The sequence below is a fragment of the Gayadomonas joobiniege G7 genome (genome assembly GCF_000300815.1).
In the GTDB taxonomy this organism is placed as follows: Bacteria; Pseudomonadota; Gammaproteobacteria; order Enterobacterales; family Alteromonadaceae; genus Catenovulum; species Catenovulum joobiniege.
Window position 1 is genome coordinate 619,992 of record NZ_AMRX01000006.1, and the last position, 18,644, is coordinate 638,635.

Annotated in this window: 14 protein-coding genes and 1 riboswitch; of the genes, 4 read left to right on the top strand and 10 right to left on the bottom strand. The window is 42.4% G+C overall.

The genetic code is table 11. The features are described 5' to 3' along the window. Positions 1–2: 2 nt before the first annotated feature. The 9 genes from C727_RS0110040 to queC form a co-directional block, all read right to left on the bottom strand. Positions 3–1,454, bottom strand: coding sequence for a cobyric acid synthase (locus C727_RS0110040; protein WP_040459295.1), 1,452 nt, complete (start codon positions 1,452–1,454; stop codon positions 3–5). A gap of 7 nt (positions 1,455–1,461) precedes the next feature. Then, a complete protein-coding gene (locus C727_RS0110045) occupies positions 1,462–2,106 on the bottom strand; it encodes a histidine phosphatase family protein (RefSeq protein WP_017445509.1) in 645 nt (214 codons plus the stop codon). Next, complete coding sequence (cobU, locus tag C727_RS0110050) at positions 2,106–2,630, bottom strand: bifunctional adenosylcobinamide kinase/adenosylcobinamide-phosphate guanylyltransferase (RefSeq protein WP_017445510.1); 525 nt, start codon at positions 2,628–2,630, stop codon at positions 2,106–2,108. Before cobU ends, C727_RS0110045 begins: the two co-directional genes overlap by 1 nt. Next, on the bottom strand, positions 2,627–3,367 hold the full coding sequence (locus C727_RS0110055; protein ID WP_155949210.1) for an adenosylcobinamide-GDP ribazoletransferase: 741 nt from the start codon (positions 3,365–3,367) through the stop codon (positions 2,627–2,629). The genes cobU and C727_RS0110055 overlap by 4 nt, the downstream gene beginning before the upstream one ends. A gap of 1 nt (position 3,368) precedes the next feature. Then, the gene (gene cobT / locus C727_RS0110060; RefSeq protein WP_017445512.1) at positions 3,369–4,430 is read right to left on the bottom strand and encodes a nicotinate-nucleotide--dimethylbenzimidazole phosphoribosyltransferase; all 1,062 of its coding nucleotides are present in this window, start codon (positions 4,428–4,430) and stop codon (positions 3,369–3,371) included. Continuing rightward, the gene (locus C727_RS0110065; protein ID WP_017445513.1) at positions 4,427–5,362 is read right to left on the bottom strand and encodes a FecCD family ABC transporter permease; all 936 of its coding nucleotides are present in this window, start codon (positions 5,360–5,362) and stop codon (positions 4,427–4,429) included. The genes cobT and C727_RS0110065 overlap by 4 nt, the downstream gene beginning before the upstream one ends. Positions 5,363–5,366: 4 nt before the next feature. Continuing rightward, positions 5,367–6,149: an ABC transporter ATP-binding protein gene (locus C727_RS0110070; RefSeq protein ID WP_017445514.1), complete on the bottom strand. Its 783-nt coding sequence runs from the start codon at positions 6,147–6,149 to the stop codon at positions 5,367–5,369. Between the two features lie 96 nt (positions 6,150–6,245). After that, positions 6,246–6,341: riboswitch (adenosylcobalamin-variant (AdoCbl-variant) riboswitch) on the bottom strand. A 135-nt stretch (positions 6,342–6,476) separates the two neighbouring features. Continuing rightward, positions 6,477–7,382: a PhzF family phenazine biosynthesis protein gene (locus tag C727_RS0110080; RefSeq protein ID WP_017445516.1), complete on the bottom strand. Its 906-nt coding sequence runs from the start codon at positions 7,380–7,382 to the stop codon at positions 6,477–6,479. 197 nt (positions 7,383–7,579) lie between these two features. After that, entirely contained in the window at positions 7,580–8,248 is a 669-nt protein-coding gene (gene queC, locus C727_RS0110090; protein ID WP_272943726.1) for a 7-cyano-7-deazaguanine synthase QueC, read from the bottom strand. A gap of 48 nt (positions 8,249–8,296) precedes the next feature. On the opposite strand from queC, the gene queE reads away from it, so the two are divergent. From queE to glmS, 4 genes are all read left to right on the top strand, one after another. After that, entirely contained in the window at positions 8,297–8,962 is a 666-nt protein-coding gene (gene queE, locus C727_RS0110095) for a 7-carboxy-7-deazaguanine synthase QueE (RefSeq protein WP_026052667.1), read from the top strand. 149 nt (positions 8,963–9,111) lie between these two features. Next, entirely contained in the window at positions 9,112–12,504 is a 3,393-nt protein-coding gene (locus C727_RS0110100) for a Calx-beta domain-containing protein (protein ID WP_017445520.1), read from the top strand. Positions 12,505–12,649: 145 nt separating this feature from the next. Then, positions 12,650–13,408 (top strand): DeoR/GlpR family DNA-binding transcription regulator, encoded by a 759-nt coding sequence (locus C727_RS0110105; RefSeq protein ID WP_026052668.1) that lies wholly within the window; start codon positions 12,650–12,652, stop codon positions 13,406–13,408. A 27-nt stretch (positions 13,409–13,435) separates the two neighbouring features. After that, positions 13,436–15,265: a glutamine--fructose-6-phosphate transaminase (isomerizing) gene (glmS, locus tag C727_RS0110110; RefSeq protein WP_017445522.1), complete on the top strand. Its 1,830-nt coding sequence runs from the start codon at positions 13,436–13,438 to the stop codon at positions 15,263–15,265. Positions 15,266–15,438: 173 nt separating this feature from the next. Here the strand turns inward: glmS and C727_RS0110115 are convergent, their stop codons facing one another. After that, positions 15,439–18,642, bottom strand: coding sequence for an efflux RND transporter permease subunit (locus C727_RS0110115; RefSeq protein WP_017445523.1), 3,204 nt, complete (start codon positions 18,640–18,642; stop codon positions 15,439–15,441). Between the last annotated feature and the right edge of the window lie 2 nt (positions 18,643–18,644).

Below are 18,644 nucleotides of genomic sequence, written 5' to 3' on the forward strand. Positions count from 1 at the left end.
GGTTAACTCCCGTTAATAATATTTATTAATGTTTGTGCTGAAATATGAGATTCGACTTCATCTGCTAATTGGTTTATTGCGGCTTCTTGGCGCAGATGTTCATTTTTATTTGTTGAGATGTTGATTCCGCACCAATCGGCCAGCAATACGACTGCTTCTGGACTATCAAATAAGCCATGCAAATAACACCCGGCTACCTGATTGTCTTGGCTAATGCAGCCGTCTGTGAACTCTGCCGATTTTAATAAAGCAGAGTTAATCGCATTGTTTTTTAATATATGGCTTTGACCATGGTGTATCTCGTAACCAGACACAACAAGGTTTTGACCATTTAAGTTTAGTAGGCTGGTTTTTTGTGTCAGTGTTTTTGATTGTTTTAGTTGGCTCTCAATCGGTAATAGATCTAAACCATCAATTTGTGTGGTTTCACCTTCGATGTGTTGAGGGTCGTTAATCGAGCGCCCTAACATTTGATAACCACCGCAAATGCCCAGCACTTTGCCCTGCATACGTATGTGCCGATATATCTGCTTGTCCCATTTTTGTTGGTACAAGTGTTGAAGATCTTCGATGACATTTTTACTGCCAGGTAAGATAATTAAATCGGCTGGCGGCAGCGGTTTATACGGGTCGGCGTAAATTAATTGTATGTTGGGATGTTGGCGCAAAGCGTCAAAGTCTGTATGATTGCTAATACGCGGAAATACTGGCACAACAATGACAAATTTAACTTCTGTTAAATTTTGCTGTGTTTCAATGGCGTCTTCAGCTGCAATATCTAAGCCTTTAATATATGGGATAACCCCAAGGACAGGTTTATTTGTGCGCTTCTCTAACCAATCTAAACCAGACTGCAATAGGGATACATCACCTCTAAACTTATTGATGATAAAACCTTTAATTCGCTGTTGCTCGGATTCACTCAACAAAGCTAAAGTACCAACGAGTTGGGCAAATACACCGCCTTTATCTATATCTGCCACAAGTACAACTGGACAATCAACCGCTTCGGCAAACCCCATATTCGCGATATCTCCCTCGCGTAAATTAATTTCGGCTGGGCTACCCGCTCCTTCAACTATGATATAATCGTAACTTTGCTGCAGGCGGCCAAATGAATCTAATACGGCATCCATTGCCACTTTTTTATAATCATGGTACTGCTGTGCTTGCATAGCGCTAATCGCTTTACCCTGAATGATAACTTGCGCATTACAATCAGAACTGGGTTTAAGTAAAATCGGGTTAAAATCTGTGATGGCAGCAACCCCAGCGGCTTGCGCTTGCAACGCTTGGGCGCGGCCAATTTCGCCACCGTCTTCGGTAACCGCACTGTTAAGTGCCATATTTTGGGGTTTAAATGGCGCAACTACAATTCCGCGACGGGCCAGAATTCGGCAAAATGCCGCAACCATTAAACTTTTTCCCGCATCAGAGGTTGTACCTTGCACCATCAAGGTTTTATTTGGTCGCAAGCAAGGCTCCTAGAGTTGTGTTAATACATAAAACGGCAGGTTTGGCTTCGTTAAGTAAAGCGATAGATACCTGAGAGATACTGGCATAGTCTATTTTAAGCTGGCTAAACCAGGATGGATTGCGCAGATCCAAATTTAAAATATTAGCTAACAAAACGCGGATCACGCCCGCATGGCATACCACTAAATAATGCTGTCCGGAGTTATCTTTAATAAGGTCTTGCCACGCTGAATCCACTCTGTCTGCAAACCCTTTTAGCGATTCTCCTCCAGGTGGGGTTAAACGATAAGGGTTATTCCAAAATGCTTCGAGTTTATTCCAATGATGTTGCAACCGATCAAATGGGATCCCATCCCAGCGGCCAAAATTCATTTCGGACAGTCTTGGATCTAACACTATCTCTAGATCGTTTTCTTCGGCAAAAGTTTCGGCGAACAAGGCACATCGTAATAAAGGTGAACTGATCACTTTATCAATCGGTTTTATTTGCTGTAACAGTTGAATATTCTGTCGCATCTGCGCGAGACCAATATCGGTCAACTCAATATTGGTCTGACCGTACAAGGCAGCACGTCCGTCAACTTGGCCGTGGCGTAAAAAAGTAAAAGTTGCAGTACGGATATCTTGCATTATGGGGCTCCTTTTAAAAACATAGGCAAGCCTGCAGCCATAAATACAACCCGATCGGCTACTTGGGCGATGATCTGGTTTAATCGCCCTGCCTGGTCAACAAAAAGCCGTCCTAGTGCATGCTCTGAAACAAGCCCTAAACCGACCTCGTTAGCAACAAGAATTAAATGGCACTGTGAAGCTTGCATATTGATTGCCAAAGTTTTAAATACTGCTTCAAAATTTTCATCTGGCTGATAATAAATTAAATTATTAAGCCATAATGTCAGGCAATCGATCAAAACAATAGAATTTGCTGGCTGTTTTGCGATGCACTTAGCAAGCTCAAGCGGACATTCACACAATATCCAATCATTAGATCTTTGCTGTTGATGTTTTTCAATCCGCCGTGACATCTCGCTGTCAGTGACTTCAGCCGTGGCAATATAACAAACCGGATGTCCTTGTTTTTGATAAGACAAAGCCAAACTTTCAGCGTAATTAGATTTTCCTGAACGCGCACCGCCGATAATGAACTCAATCATACTAAAACAACCAATATAATGATTAATTCGGAAATTTGTTGCACTGCGCCCAAATTATCACCCGTATAACCGCCAATCTGTCGTTTGAACAGACGCTTTAATAAAACGCGCAGCACAACGATGATAACCAAGAGGCCCATCGCTTTTGCTAAAGGTAATAAACAAAAAACAGGCAAAGCGAACAATAAATTTGTACTCAGCTCTAAAAGGCTTTGCTGGTTGGCAAGTGGTTTACTCTTGCTGTCAGTTTCTTGTACGTATGCACAATCATAAATAAAACTTGCGGCTAAACAGCGAGAAATCACAAAGCTCACGGGAATTACAATCATTAAGTCTGTCGCCGCTTCTGACCATAAAATTAAGCGCCCTGAAAGGATCACAAACAAACCAGTCACACCATAGGTTCCTAACCTGCTGTCTTTCATGATGCGTAATTTATCCGCTTTATTTTGGCCGCCGCCAAATCCATCGCAGGTATCGGCCAGACCATCTTCGTGAAATACACCGGTTAAAAACAAACTAAATATTAGCGTTATCCAAACACTAATATCACCAGAAAAATACTGATTGGCCACGCTCCAAACGAACAGTGTCAGCCCAGCCAATAACCAACCAACAGCCGTAAAGTACCTGTTCGCCTGATTTAGTAGCTCTGGGGAATACTTTGTATTTTTAGGTATAGGTAGCCGTGAAAAAAAACCTAACGCCAAAAAAAATAAGTTAAGCTGCTTAGCCATGTTATAAATCAACTAAATTAGCCATCTTATTATAAAAAGCGGCCGCAGACTGAATGAATGGCACCGCTAAAACTGCACCCGTGCCTTCCCCTAAACGTAAATTTAAGTCGAATAATGGGCGAACATTTAATGATTTAAAAATGGCTTGCTGACCTGGCTCTTCGCTCTGATGGCTAAATACCATGTATTGCAGGCAGGCAGGCTCAATTCGACACGCTAATAGAGCCGCAACCGAACAAATAAAACCATCAACCAAAACCACTTTACCGGCTTGTGCCGCTGCCATCATACCGCCACACATTTGTGCTATTTCAAACCCTCCTAACTGAGCGAGCCAGGCAACAGGGTCATCATTGTTAACTTGTTTTTTGGCCCGCTCAACGCCCTTTTTAACTAGCGCCAATTTAACAGCCAATTGTGCATCTGAAATGCCTGTTCCCCGCCCCACTAGTTTTTCTAGCGGACTATCACAAAGGACAGAGGTCAATGCACTCGCTGACGCTGTATTTCCAATGCCCATTTCACCAAAAACAAAAATATCTTTGCCGTTTGCTATTTTTAAACGGGTTATTTCTGCGCCTTGCTGTATGGACCAAAAAGCGGTTTGCAAAGACATTGCAGCATGTTCGCTAAAATCTTGAGTGCCTGACCCGGCACTCAAGTTTTCAACCTGGTTGATATAACTTGCATGCAATGAGTGTTTTATCCCAGCGTTAATAATCGTTAATGGGATCTTCTGCACCTGACATAAAGCATTGATGGCTGCGCCCCCAGCAACAAAGTTTTGCACCATTTTTGCAGTGATTTCACTTGGTACTATACTTATGCCGTGCTCAGCAATACCATGATCACCCGCAAATACCAAAACAGCCGCCCGCTCAAATACTAATTTATCGGCAGTTTTTTGATGCGCTGTTTGAATGCAGGCAAGTTGGTAAGCTAATGCTTCAAGTCGGCCTAACGAACCTAAGGGTTTAGCCTTGCCGTCTATCGTCGCCTGAATCGCTAACTTTTGCGCTTCAGATAACGCCAACTCGGGAGAAATAATATTAAAATCATTCATTTTTTATACATAAGCCCTAAAAAGAATAAACTACCTATGACAGATGTGATCACGCCAACGGGTATTTCTTGTCCGCCGAATAAGCTTCGAGCTAACACATCAACCCACACCATAAAAATAGCTCCGAAGACGGCACTGCCGATGATTAAATAAGCAGTTGAAGCAGCGATTAAACGGCGAACAATATGTGGGATCATTAAACCGACAAATGCGATACCGCCACAATAAGCGACTAATGTGGCGGTGATGGCGGCACAGATAGTTAACATTAACAAGCGTAATTTAATAACAGGCACGCCTAGTGCGGCGGCTTGCTCGTCGCCGAGTACCAGTGCATCTAATTGCCGGTGTACAAGTAAAACCAAAATGGTGCCAATTAAAACCACTGGAGCAATCCAGGCGAGTTGCCATAATTCGGCACGTGCGAGAGAGCCCATTAACCAGAACATGACTTGAACAGAAGCAAAAGGGTCAGCGCTAAACAATAAAAACTGACTGATCGAACTCAGCATGAAAGAAACTGCAACACCACTTAAAATAAGCGTTGCAATACCGCCCTGCCGGCTAGATACGGCCATAATGGCGACCAAAGATACTGCTAACAAAGCACCAATAAATGCGGCAATTGGCAACAAAAATGCAGCTTGATCTTGTAATAAAATACTGACAATAGTCGCCCCTAAACCAGCCCCAGCAACCACACCAAATAAATAAGGTTCGGCTAAAGAGTTACCAGTCACATTTTGTAAAACCGCCCCGCAAACGGCTAAACCTGCGCCACAAAATAACGCTAATAAAACGCGCGGCAAGCGTATGTCTATGATTAGGGTTTGCCATAACGGACTATCAAATGAAATTTCAGCTGGGCCAATAAAAACCGCTGAAGTAATACTAAGCAGCAATAGAAGCGTAGATATAAAAAGTTTAGCCACTAAGTTAATTACCCTCGCACTGATTTTTATAAAAGACGTATGGTGCACCCGTTAATGGATGTCGATCGACATGTACCGCCAGTTTAAAAACCCCTTCTATGGTATGTTTGTTTAAAACGTTTTCGGCGGTCCCAGCAGCTTCTATGCAGCCGTTATTTAGCAGGATAACTTGGTGGGCATATTGCGCGGCTAAATTCAGATCATGAATCGTCATTAATACAGCCACATCAAGTTGCTTTAAAAGCGCTAAAATTTGATGTTGGTAATGTATATCTAGATGGTTGCAAGGTTCATCTAAAATTAATAACTCTGGCTCTTGAATTAAAGCCCGTGCGATTAAAACGCGTTGCTGTTCACCACCAGATAAACCAGCAAAATCGCGACTTCGTAATGCGGTAATTTGCAAAAGCGCCATTGTTGACTCTATTAATGCTAATTCTTTTTTACCGATACGCGATAACAAAGACAAATGGGGGACTCGACCTAATTTAAGCATGGCCTCTACGGTTAGATGCGCATCATAAACATTGTTTTGGGTCACAACAGCCAGTTTTTTGGCTTTTTGCCGCGGAGTTAACGCCGTCAACGGCTCGCCTGACAGCAGAATTTGTCCACTTTGAACGGGCATAGCGCCGTAAATGGCTCTTAATAATGAAGTTTTTCCCGCACCATTAGGTCCAACAATTGCGGTAATACCCTGCCCATGCGTCGTGAACGATAGTTCGGATAAAATTTGTTTGTTATCTGCACAAACGGAAAGCTTGTGAACGTCTAATTGTGTCTGCATAAGGCCTGTAACATTCACGTGCGCAGACACGAGCGAGCGCAAACATGCCGACAAGCTGAGTCTGTATTCGAGTTTTCCCGCACGAAATCAGTAGATTTAATAACCGGCGATCTGGCTTATTGATAAATATCAATTTACAGTTGCGGGCACAGCTGCAGATTCACACTGCATTCCCCAGTTAAAGCGTAATTGCGCAGCATTTTATCAGCTTTTTCAGACAAATTGTAGATCCGCACTGCCGCAGGCGTTGCAAGCAAAGCAAACACCGTCAAACCTGCATTGATCGGAGAACGCCCATGCACAACCTTATGCTCCCTCGCCAACTCACTAAATATAGAGCTTACCTTCAGAAAATAGTGTCGCATTGCCGCCTATTTTAATGCCGATATCTTGGTCATTGCGGCTTAACACATCAACATGTAACAAACTACTTCTCCCGGTATAGGCACCCCGCTCGGCAACAAAATGATACGGCAGGGTTTTATAAGCTTTAAATTCGTTTAAATAGGCTGCAAATGCAGGCACGGAGGCACCGATGGGCGGATCTTCATGGATACCAAAAACAGGCCCGACTAAACGACAATGAAAATCAGACGAAGAAAATGCCCCTTTGCCACAAAATAATAAAATAGAATTTGCACAGGTCGCGGGGGCTGCAGACCTAGCCCATGCATCATAATTAAAGCGCGCCGCTTGCAAAGACTCAAAGCTATCAACCGGAACTATGATATAGGGTGTATGAGTACTAACTAATAAAGGTTTAAATCCGTTTACATTAAAATGATAACTTTCAAGCGACAAAATAGCGCTCAGTTCTTCTGTGCTTGGTGTAAAAACATCCACTTCAGCGTGAGAAGTGGCTGAGTATTGATTAAAGATAGGTTTTCCGTCTTTTACCTGAACTGAGCACTTTACAATGCCGTGTGATTCTTCTAATTTGAATGGGTTTTCGCCCTCTTTTAATGCGAGTGCACCAATATGGGACAGTACAAAAATCGCTGCAATCGTTGGGTGACCGCCAAATTTAAACTCTCGTTTACCGTTAAAAATTCTGATTTTGTAATCAGCATGCGTGCTTGGAAAAATGAAAACTGTACGCCAAACCCTGAATTCTTCTGCGATTTTGAGCATTTGCGATTCGGTTAATGTATTGGCATCTGGTATTACCGCTATTTGAGCGCCTTGAAAGCGCTCATTTGTAAATACGTCCACTGTGAAATATTGAATTGTCATAAATACCCCGTTGTATTTGAACTTTAACAAGGTATTCAAATATTACGCCAACTTATCTAATCGGCACATAATCACATGGGCATGTACCGATGCTGCAGGCGTATTTTGTGCAACCAACGGCAATTGTTTTGCACGTTAACCGAACAAAACAGGTTTGGTGGTGTTTACAGTTGTTAGCAACGCCTGATGCGGCGGTGCTACTCGTAGGCTAGTGGATCTTGCACATTATTTAATTTAAACGCTTCAAGCCGTTCAGTACAGGCACCACATTTTCCACATGCTTTTTCGCGGCCATTGTAACACGTCCAACTTTGCCCGTAGTCCAGCCCCATTTTTAACCCTGCCGTTAAAATTTCTATTTTGCTATTGTTCAAAAATGGCGTCACTATGTCGACTGGTTGATAATCTGCAATTGCACAGACCGCTTTCATTTTTTCTACAAATTCAGGTCGGCAATCGGGATAAATAGCATGATCTCCAGAATGCGCGCCATAAAACACTTTATTCGCACCGCTTGAAATAGCATAGGCAACAGCCATTGATAACAACATCATATTGCGGTTAGGGACCACGGTTGATTTCATGCTTTCTTCTTCATAATGACCTTCAGGGATATCAATATCATCAGTTAGAGAAGAGCCAGCCAACAAACTATTAATGGCTGATATATCAACCACCTTATGTTGTAAACCTAATTGTTTACAAACATTAGCCGCATATTCCAGTTCTTTAACATGCTTTTGGCCATAATTAAACGACAGGGGTAATACTTCATAACCCTCTTTGACTGCTAAATTTAGCACAGTAAAAGAGTCCATTCCGCCAGAATAGATAACAACAGCTTTTTGTGACATGCTTTCCTCGATAAATCGCTTATAATGTGCGTTTATTTAACCAATAGTGTGAGCTGCCAAATGATGTACCCTGTAAACGAAATTTTTGAAACTATCCAAGGCGAAGGCGCACAAACTGGTGTACCTTCAGTCTTTGTCCGATTACAAGGCTGTCCGGTTGGCTGCGCCTGGTGTGACACTAAACATACCTGGACGGTAGACAAAAATCATCAAGTGGATGCCGATCAGATTATCAGTATATCAAATGAAAACCCAACTTGGGCAGAATTAACCAGTAAAGAATTAGTTGATCGGCTGGCAATTTATTCAGCAAAACATATTGTGATCACTGGCGGTGAACCCTGCATGTACGATTTGCGCCCGCTGACCAACGATTTAAATAAAGCCGGTTATTCAACTCAAATAGAAACCAGCGGCACCTTCGAGATCTATTGCAGTGATACAACCTATGTGACTGTTTCACCCAAAGTTAATATGAAAGGTGGGTACAAAGTACTCACCAATGCCCTGAACCGCGCCGATGAGATTAAACACCCAGTCGCAACCGAGCAACACATTGACGATCTAAAAGCGCTATTAGCTGAGCGTACTAGTCAGAAAGCCGTCAATATTTGTTTGCAGCCGATCAGTCAGAAAAAACGCGCAACCGACTTAGCCATCAATGAGTGCATAAAAAATAATTGGCGCCTTTCGGTGCAAATGCACAAATACTTGTTTATTGACTAGTATTCAGCCATTTGAGCAATATATCTATAACAATTGGTTATAAAAACGTCATTTACATAATACTTTTTTCTGATAGCTTGATCTGAGTATAAAAACAAATGGCCTGCAATGGGCCTTTTATGGAATGTTGTATCTAGGAGACAAAAACAATGAAATACTCAAAGCTTGCTTTGTTAATTGCCAGCTTATGCATGACGTCTGGCTGTAGCTTTATTTTTGGTAGTGATGACGATGATGATAACGGCACCACGCCCCCACCTAAAGACGATGATTCAGAAGTTGTGATAGTAGAACCAGAAGCCCCTGACTACCCCAGCAGCACTCAGCTAACTATCAAATTAACAGATGAACAAGGCAATGCTTTAAACAATACAAATATAAGCATACTTTCAGATCCCTCTATGCTCGTTACCAGTGTTGACGGAACACTTTTAAACATTGATCAGAGCAAGCTCACCGATGAAAACTTAGACGGCCAACTCGATGCACCTAAAAGTGTCACTTTAACTTTAGCGGCAGATGGTTATTTATCTCAGCGTTCGGTGGCTTTAGTTAAAAACTTTGGTGACAACGAGCAAAGCTTTGAACTCACTCAAGCAAATGAAAACAATTTAGTCGCTGAAGGCATTTTTGCCCAAACAACCGAGGTAAACCTTGCCAACTCACAAACTAACGAAGAAGGTTTAGTTGAGTTACCCGTTAAAGAGAATTCGCCATTAAAAACAGAAGTAAAAATTTCACCTGCGACCGTTTTTTTGGATGAAAACGGCGAGCAAGTTGATAGCTCTGAAATTAAAGTCAGTGAAGTATCTTACACGCCAGATAGCCCTAAATTGCCTGTATTACCGGCCGAAAAAGCCAGCAACTTAGCGGCTTATAACCAAGCTGTTGGCGACACAGAACAAGTAACAGAAGGTAGCGAAGTCCAGTTTAAATCTTTGGGCGTGGTAGATATAAAAGTAACTGCTGGAGATAAAAAAGTCACTAACTTACTTGCCGAAAACCCGCTAACCGTCACTATCAGTATTCCTCAAGGCAGCGAAAACCCGAACACCGGCGAGCCAATCAAAGCTGGTGATAAAGTGCCTGTTTGGTCACTATCAGAATCAGATTCTAACTGGGTTTATGAAGGTTTAGTTGAAGTTATGGAAGGCGAATTAGGTGCTTTAACCGCATCTTTTACCACCACCCACTTAACTCAGTTTAACCTAGCTTATGTAACCGTCAGCCAAACCTGTAGTGGTTTTATTTATGTAAAAGATACCAGTGGTCATCCTTTTTCCGAAACAGGCACCTTTAGCTTTAATAACGTTCGCTTTTCTAACAGCGACAATTATTTAGGTAGTCGTGACGGTCGTATTAGCTTTCATAAAGTCCCTGACGAGCCAACCGACATTAGCTTTAAAAACGCTGATAATTCAGTCAATCTTGTATTAGAGCAAACAACGGTAAACTACAATACTGACGTTGAAAACATTCGCAACACCCTGCCCGGCGTAGACCTATGTAAAGCCAGTGGCTCAACACTGACTTTGGTTGGCGATTCACCAACCCCCGAAGTCACTATTGTTTCACCGAACCGCGTTTATAATTATGTTGTTGAAGGGGATACAGTACAGCAACAGGATATTGAGTTACAGCTCACCAACGCCAACGACGAACCTGTGGAAGTAAGCTACAGGGTTCGCAATCGTTACGGTGCAACCGACGGCGAAGACTTTACCGCAAAAGCTGATAGCATAGTCTTGTCAGCCGACAGCCCAACGGGGACCATCACTTTTGATATTTTAGGTGACGAAGAACCCGAAGCCATATACGAAAGTATTGCCGTGGACGTTAGCTTGCCAGACGGCATTAATTTTACGACGGGGCACAATCAGCAAACTCGATATTATTATGTGCGTGATGACGATGTGTTCGTTGTCAACAGCTTTGAAACCATAAGTGCAAACGAAGCGGATGGAAAAGCCACAGTTAGAGTTAATTTAGATAAAACAACACCAGACGATGGCTATTTGTATCTTTATTACCGTGCCTTTACTGATACTAACGACACGGCTGAAGCTCATGCTGATTACGAGCAGTATCAATATAGCAAGTCTTATATCAATGGCGGTCGTTATCAGTACCACCAAATACCTAACGGTGTTTCGAGTTTTGATTTAGACATCCCTCTTGTTGATGATATCAGCGTTGAAGGCGATGAAAGTTTCACCGTTGAAATTTTAAAAAATCAATATATAAGCGCAGATTCTGACCGAATTTTAACCAGCGTCACTATTTCAGATGACGATAGCTCAACTGATACAGCAACTGTTTTAACCTTGGAATTAACGGGCACTAGCGCTGATCAAAATGGCAACGAAACCTTAACCGAATCCCAGTTTGCTTACGCAAAACTTTCACTAAATCAAGCGACAGATCAACCCGTTACAGTCATCCTGAACTCAAGCAATGGCGATCGTTTATACTTTGGCAGCTCAAAGCAAGCCAGTATATCAGTGACCTTTGCCGCGGGTGAAGCTTATAAAGTGATTCCAGTGATTGCAGCAAATAACTATAAGGTTGATTCTGATGTTGAGGTTAGCATTACAGCGACACCTGATTCAGGCCTCGCCAGCCAAAGTGAAACCGTTAAAGTTCTTGATGACGATTACACTTATGTCAGCATGAGAATTAGGCAGACACCAAACGAAGTGTTTGAAGATATTGGCCAAGATGTGATTTGGACATTTAACTACTACACTAGCGCCAATGACGGCAATGATGGCTTTACTTTAACGCCAAGCATTTCTGCCCAGTCAACAGCGACCGAAGGCAGTGACTATTCAGTTGATATGCCAACCAGCTTAAGCTTTAAAAAAGGCACCGCAGATCCGCAAATTACCTTTACTCCAACAGCCGATACGCAAGTTGAATCCTCTGAATGGGTGATTGTTAACTTTAGCGGCACACTGCCCACCACGCCAGGTTATCGATATTACTTGCCTGGTCAGTGGTGGTCTAAAAATCCGGGTGACACTGTTAACTTTTCTAAATCTTTTGTCATAGGTAATGACGATATCTTCACGATTGCCGTGCCTAATCAACGAGAGTTTAGAGTTGAGTCAGCCAGTGATGGCAACACCTTTGAAGCCAAACCTTTAAATGACGTTTTAAAAGTCACTACCAATGGCTCAATTGATTTTGACTTAACCTTTAATCTAAGCTTGCTATCAAATGAGCAGACTAATATGCAATTATTAGCCTTGACCAATGACACAATCACCCTGCCGCAAGGGACTAGTGAAGTGTCGGTTGACCTTAACCTGCTGGCTTCAACAGCTAACAGCCTCGGGGTTGATGAAAGTAACTTAGGTGAATATAAAGCGCTCGTAAAAGTTGAGCTGACGGACCAAAGTTTGCAACAACTGAAAGAAAATGGGCTTGAGTTTGTTGTGACCAACTCAAGCATAGAGCTGGACTTTGTTTATTTTGTCAGCGGTAGTACACCAACCACTGGTGGCACTGGGGGTTCTGGTAACTCTGTTGGCAATGAGTAAATAACACCTTTTAGTTTATCACTTCACTCGACATCGCATCGCGGTGTCGAGTTTTTTACCCACTTCACAAAAACTGACACCTACTTTGACTTTCGAATAAAAATAAACTAACCTGCAAAACGAAACTTACATGAATCAAAGCACCATGTCTAAACGAAACCTAAAAGAAAGACGCAATAAAATTGTAGAGCTGGTCAATCAACAAGGTGAGATCTCTGTCGAAGCACTCGCGGCACAATTTGATACCTCTGTTGTTACGATTCGAAAAGACTTAACCACACTCGAACAGAATGGTTTGTTATTACGCCGTTTTGGGGGGGCTGTGCCGCTACCGAGCGAGCTTAAACACAATCCGGACAAACAAAACAACAACAACAAAAAGCTGATTGGGCAAGCCGCCGCAAAACTCGCAAAAGACCACTATCGTATTATCATTGATAGCGGCCGAACAACTGCACAAATGATCCCCTTTTTAACCGAAAAGCAGGGCCTGGTTGTAATGACAAATGCGCTCGATGTCGCCAACCAGTTACGGCAATTAGAGCCTGAACCAACACTACTAATGACAGGCGGAACCTGGGATCCGCATTCCGAATCATTTCAAGGGCAAGCTGCTGAATCTGTTTTAAAATCTTATGACTTTGATCAACTCTACATAGGTGCAGATGGGTTAGACTTTGACCGTGGCACCACCAGCTTTAATGAACTTTTAGGCTTAAGCCAAGTGATGGCCGAGCAGTCCCGTGAAGTGATCGTTATGCTGGAATCCGAAAAAATTGGTCGAAAAATGCCAAATGTTGAGATTGCTTGGGACAAAATAAGCACAGTAGTCACAGACAAAAATTTACAAGCAGCGCAAAAAGAACAAATATTAAATGCCGGCGTTAATTTAATCATCGCCTAAACAACTATATAAAAGGAAACTTTATTTATGTGTGGAATCGTTGGTGCAGTAGCACAAAGAGATGTTGCAGAAATTTTATTAGAAGGACTTAGACGTTTAGAATACCGCGGCTACGACTCAGCTGGTCTGGCCGTGATTCAAGGCAAAACATTGGCACGAATTCGCCGTGTTGGTAAAGTTAAAAACTTAACTGACGCCATAAACGAGAATCCAGTTATTGGTGGCACAGGCATCGCACATACCCGTTGGGCCACTCATGGCGAACCCAGTGAACGAAACGCACACCCTCACCTTTCGAATGAAAATATCGCCGTTGTGCATAATGGCATAATCGAAAATTATAAAGAATTAAAAAACGAACTAAGCAAAGAGGGTTATGCATTTACTTCCGAGACGGACACCGAAGTATTAACACACCTAATTCATAAGTTACAAAACGAAACAAAAGATTTATTATCTGCTGTGCAAAAAGCGACCAAAATTGTAACTGGGGCTTATGGTACTGCTGTGATCGACAGTAATAATAGTGATCAAATGATAGTCGCCCGCTCAGGTAGCCCTCTGGTCATAGGTTTAGGCATTGGCGAACATTTTGTCGCCTCTGATCAGCTCGCTTTATTGCCGGTCACGAGCCGTTTTATCTATCTAGAAGAAGGTGATGTTGCCCGTTTAACCCGCAAAACAGTTGAAATTTTTGATAAAAATGGTCAGCCAGTTGATCGCAAAATTAATTTAGTTGACGCAAAAAGCGACTCGGCCGATAAAGGCGAATACCGCCATTACATGATGAAAGAGATTTTTGAGCAACCCACTTGTGTCCGTCAAACACTTGAAGGCCGCATCAATACTCAAGGTGTTGAATCTGGGATCTTCGGCAATGGTTTTGAAGCCATTACTGGCCAAATCAAACATGTGACTATTGTCGCTTGTGGGACCAGTTATCATGCCGGTATGGTTGCAAAATATTGGTTTGAACAATATGCAGGTGTTAGCTGTAGTGTTGAAATTGCTTCTGAATTTCGCTATCGCAAATTTTATGTGCATGAAGGCAGCTTATTTGTGTCTATCTCACAATCAGGCGAAACGGCTGATACCCTAGCTGCGCTAAGATTGGCTAAAGAACAAGGTTATTTGTCATCGCTGACCATCTGTAATGTGATGGGATCTTCTTTAGTGCGTGAATCTGATTTTAATTTTATGACACGTGCGGGTACCGAAATTGGTGTGGCGTCAACTAAAGCTTTTACCACTCAATTAGTCTCGCTATTGTTATTGGTATTAACGCTTGGCCGTCATAAAGGGTTAACCAGTGATCACGAAAAAGAAATGGTCGCTGCTTTAATGCAACTGCCGGGCAAAATCGAACAAGCTTTAATGGCAAATGATGTTATTGAAACGTTGGCGGAAGAATTTGCTGATAAAAATCATGCATTATTTTTAGGTCGTGGCGATCAGTATCCTATTGCGATGGAAGGTGCGTTAAAATTAAAAGAGATTAGTTATATTCATGCAGAAGCCTATGCGGCCGGTGAACTTAAACATGGCCCTATTGCACTGATTGATGCCGATATGCCAGTGATTGTGGTGGCTCCAAATAACGAACTGCTCGAAAAGCTGCACTCTAACGTAGAAGAAGTACGTGCACGCGGGAGCATTTTATATGTGTTTGCTGATAAAGCTGCAAAATTTGAAAGTGATGATACACAAAAAGTTGTTGATGTAGTGGCCACCGAAGCTATTACAGCACCTATTGTTTATACCGTTCCGTTGCAATTATTGTCATATCATGTCGCGGTGATTAAAGGCACCGACGTTGACCAACCGCGCAACTTAGCAAAATCAGTTACGGTGGAATAGTCGCTCGGGACTTGAAGGTCAGGTCGTGTAGGTCGGGTCCACCGAAGGTGCACCCGACAATTGCAGGCACCACGATTGGTTTTGAAATTTCCGTACGCCACAAACACCACAATCGTTTGTCAGATTGTCGGCAACGCCGTTGGCGGTGCCGACCCACATAAATGCCCACCAAATTACATCATCAATTCTTGTACTTTCTTTTTGGAAAAAACACCGTATAAGCTGGGCAATACAAACAAAGTTAACAATGTTGCCGAAATAATCCCACCTACAATCACAGTCGCTAGAGGCTTTTGAATTTCAGAACCGACTCCATTTGAAAGTAACATAGGGATCAAACCCAGCGCAGAGGTGATTGCCGTCATTAGTACAGGCCTTAATCTTGATACTGCGCCGTCGATAATTGCGATTGAAACCGAAACTTGCTCGGTGATCCTTTGGTTAATACTCTCAACCATAACAACCCCATTAAGAACCGCTACACCAAACAGGGTAATAAAACCAACGGAACCGGGCACAGAAAGATATTGTCCCGATAAATATAACGAAAAAATACCTCCGATCACGGCTAAGGGTACATTAAGCAAAATCAACATGGCTTGGCCAAACGAGTTAAATGCAAAATAAAGCAGGAGTGTGATTAAAGCCAAAGATAAAGGTATGACTATCATTAAACGCTGTTGTGCTCGTTGCTGGCTCTCAAACTGACCACCGATAGAAATGGAATAGCCCGGCGGCAAATTAACTTCATTCGCAATTTTTGTCTGAATATCAGCGACAACGCTGCCCATGTCTCGCCCCTGTACATTGGCTTGTATCACGACGCGGCGCTGCACATCATCGCGCCTGATTTGTGGTGGTCCCGACTTAAACGACACTGTTGCAATATCTCCCAGTCGCAACCAAGCACCCGTAGACGACCGTAACCTTATATCGGCAATTGTCTCACTATTTTTTCTAGCTGCTTGATCAAGGCGCACATAAATATTGTATCGTTCATTGCCATTAATAATTTGCCCAGCTTCAGCACCACCAATGCCGTCCCGTACTACTTTCATAACATCATCGACAGATAAGCCGTATCTAGACAACTCACGACGCTTGGGCTCTATAATTAACTGTGCTTCGCCGGCGATCTGCTCAAGGGCTACATCTCTGGTGCCGTTGACCGATTTTACTAACGCTTCTAATTCCTGCCCTTTACCAGCCAGCACTTGCAAATCCGGTCCAAATAGTTTTATTGCAAGTTGCGCTTTCACACCTGATAACAATTCGTCTACTCGGGTAGCGATAGGTTGTGAAAAATTAAATAATAACCCTGGAAATACTTCTAACGAACGCTCCATTTTTTTTTGAAGCTCGTACCGGTTAGCGGCGTTTTTCCATTCAGAAACAGGTTTTAGACCAATATAAATCTCAATATTATTAACAGGTTCCGGATCCCCACCGATTTCAGCTCGCCCAATGCGACTTAGCGCATAAGTCACCTCTGAAAATGTCATCAGTTTTTTTTCTATCTCTGGCGCCAGCTTGAGCGCAGTTTGCAAACTGGATGATGGGGCTAAAGTGACTCTTAAATTAATCGTACCTTCTTCTAACTCAGGTACAAATTCAGTGCCAATTTTCGGCAAAACCAGCAATGACAAAATCACCAGTAATACAGAAACAACCCCAACGGGTTTAGCATACCCTACAATGTGTTTTAAAATGTTTCGGTATACAAAATCGATCGGTTTTAAAATATAACTTGTGTTTTTTTTAACCCCTTTTTTAAAGATAAAAGTCGCAAGCGCTGGAATGATGACTAACGCAACCACAATAGCAGCAATTACAGCCAACATAATACTAATGGCCATTGGCTGGAATAACTTAGCTTCTACCCCCTCAAAACTAAATAAAGGAGCAAAAACGACTAAGATAATTAACGCTGCAAAAAATATCGGCCGGGCGACCTCTTTTCCTGCTATTTTTAACCGCCTTTCAATCTTTGTATCAAGTCTTTTGGTATGCGAGTCGTTTTTTTTATCATGGTCGGTATGGCCGTGCTCAATGCTATTTTTTAATTGCTGATCACTGCGATTGAGATGTTTTATCATATTCTCAACCATTACCACAGATCCATCAACTAACATTCCAATCGCAACAGCGATACCGCCGAGTGACATTAGATTCGCTGAGATATCTAACCATACCATTACCATCAGCGCGATACCGATGGCAATTGGAATCGAAACAAGCACTAATGATGTCGCTTTCAAATCCATTAAAAAAAGCATCAAAACGACCGCAATAAAAATAAATGCTAAGGTGAGCGCCTCAACAACAGTAAATACGGCTTTTTCAATTAGATCGGCCTGATCATAAAATGCTTCAAACCTGACCCCTTCTGGAAGTGCCTGATTAATGGCTTTAATTTTACCATTGATACCATCAATGGTTGATTTAGTATTCGCGCCCATACGTTTTAATACAATACCTGAAACCACTTCCCCCAAATTTTCAACCGCATCATCAGAAACCTTACGCGTCATTGTCACCGCACCTTGCCTGATCTCTGATCCAATTGACACAGTCGCGATATTTTCGACAGTTACCACGATCCCGTTTGTCGTTTTTACTGGCACTTGTTTTATATTTTGGATACCGTCAGCACCACTTGCAAACCAGCCTATTCCGCGAATAACAAGCTGTTCCTGCCCTCGCTCCATGTACCAGCCACCCACATTGGTATTATTGTTTTCAATCGCTGAAATGATATCTTGCTGTGTCAGTTCGTAAGCTAGAAGTTTTGCTGGATCTACATTCACTTGATATTGGCGAACATGGCCGCCAAATGATAATACCTCTGTGACACCATCCACTGGCATAATCAAAAGTTTGACGATCCAATCATTTAAACTTCGCAACGCCATAGCGTCGTACTTTTTATTATCATCAGATATTAAAAGATACTGAAATACCTGCCCTAACCCAGAGGTATTAGGGCCTATTTGTGGAACACCAATACCACTCGGAATCAAAGTTTTAGCCGCTTGCAAGCGCTCAAAAACCAATTGCCGTGCAAAATAAACATCCGTACCTTCTTTAAATACAACAGTAACGCCTGACAAACCTGTTTTTGAGATAGAACGTACTTGCTCAACATCTGGTAAAGCGTACATAACCGCTTCTATCGGATAAGTAATGAGCTGCTCAACCTCCTCAGCTCCAAGGCCTGGCGCTTGAGTATTTACGGCCACTTGCACGTTAGTGACGTCTGGAAAGGCATCTAGATTTAACTTAGGTATCGTAAAAACCGCACTTGCAATAGCTGAAACTAAAACGAGCACCACCAAAAGACTATTGTTTACTGACCAATCGATTATTTTATTAAACATCT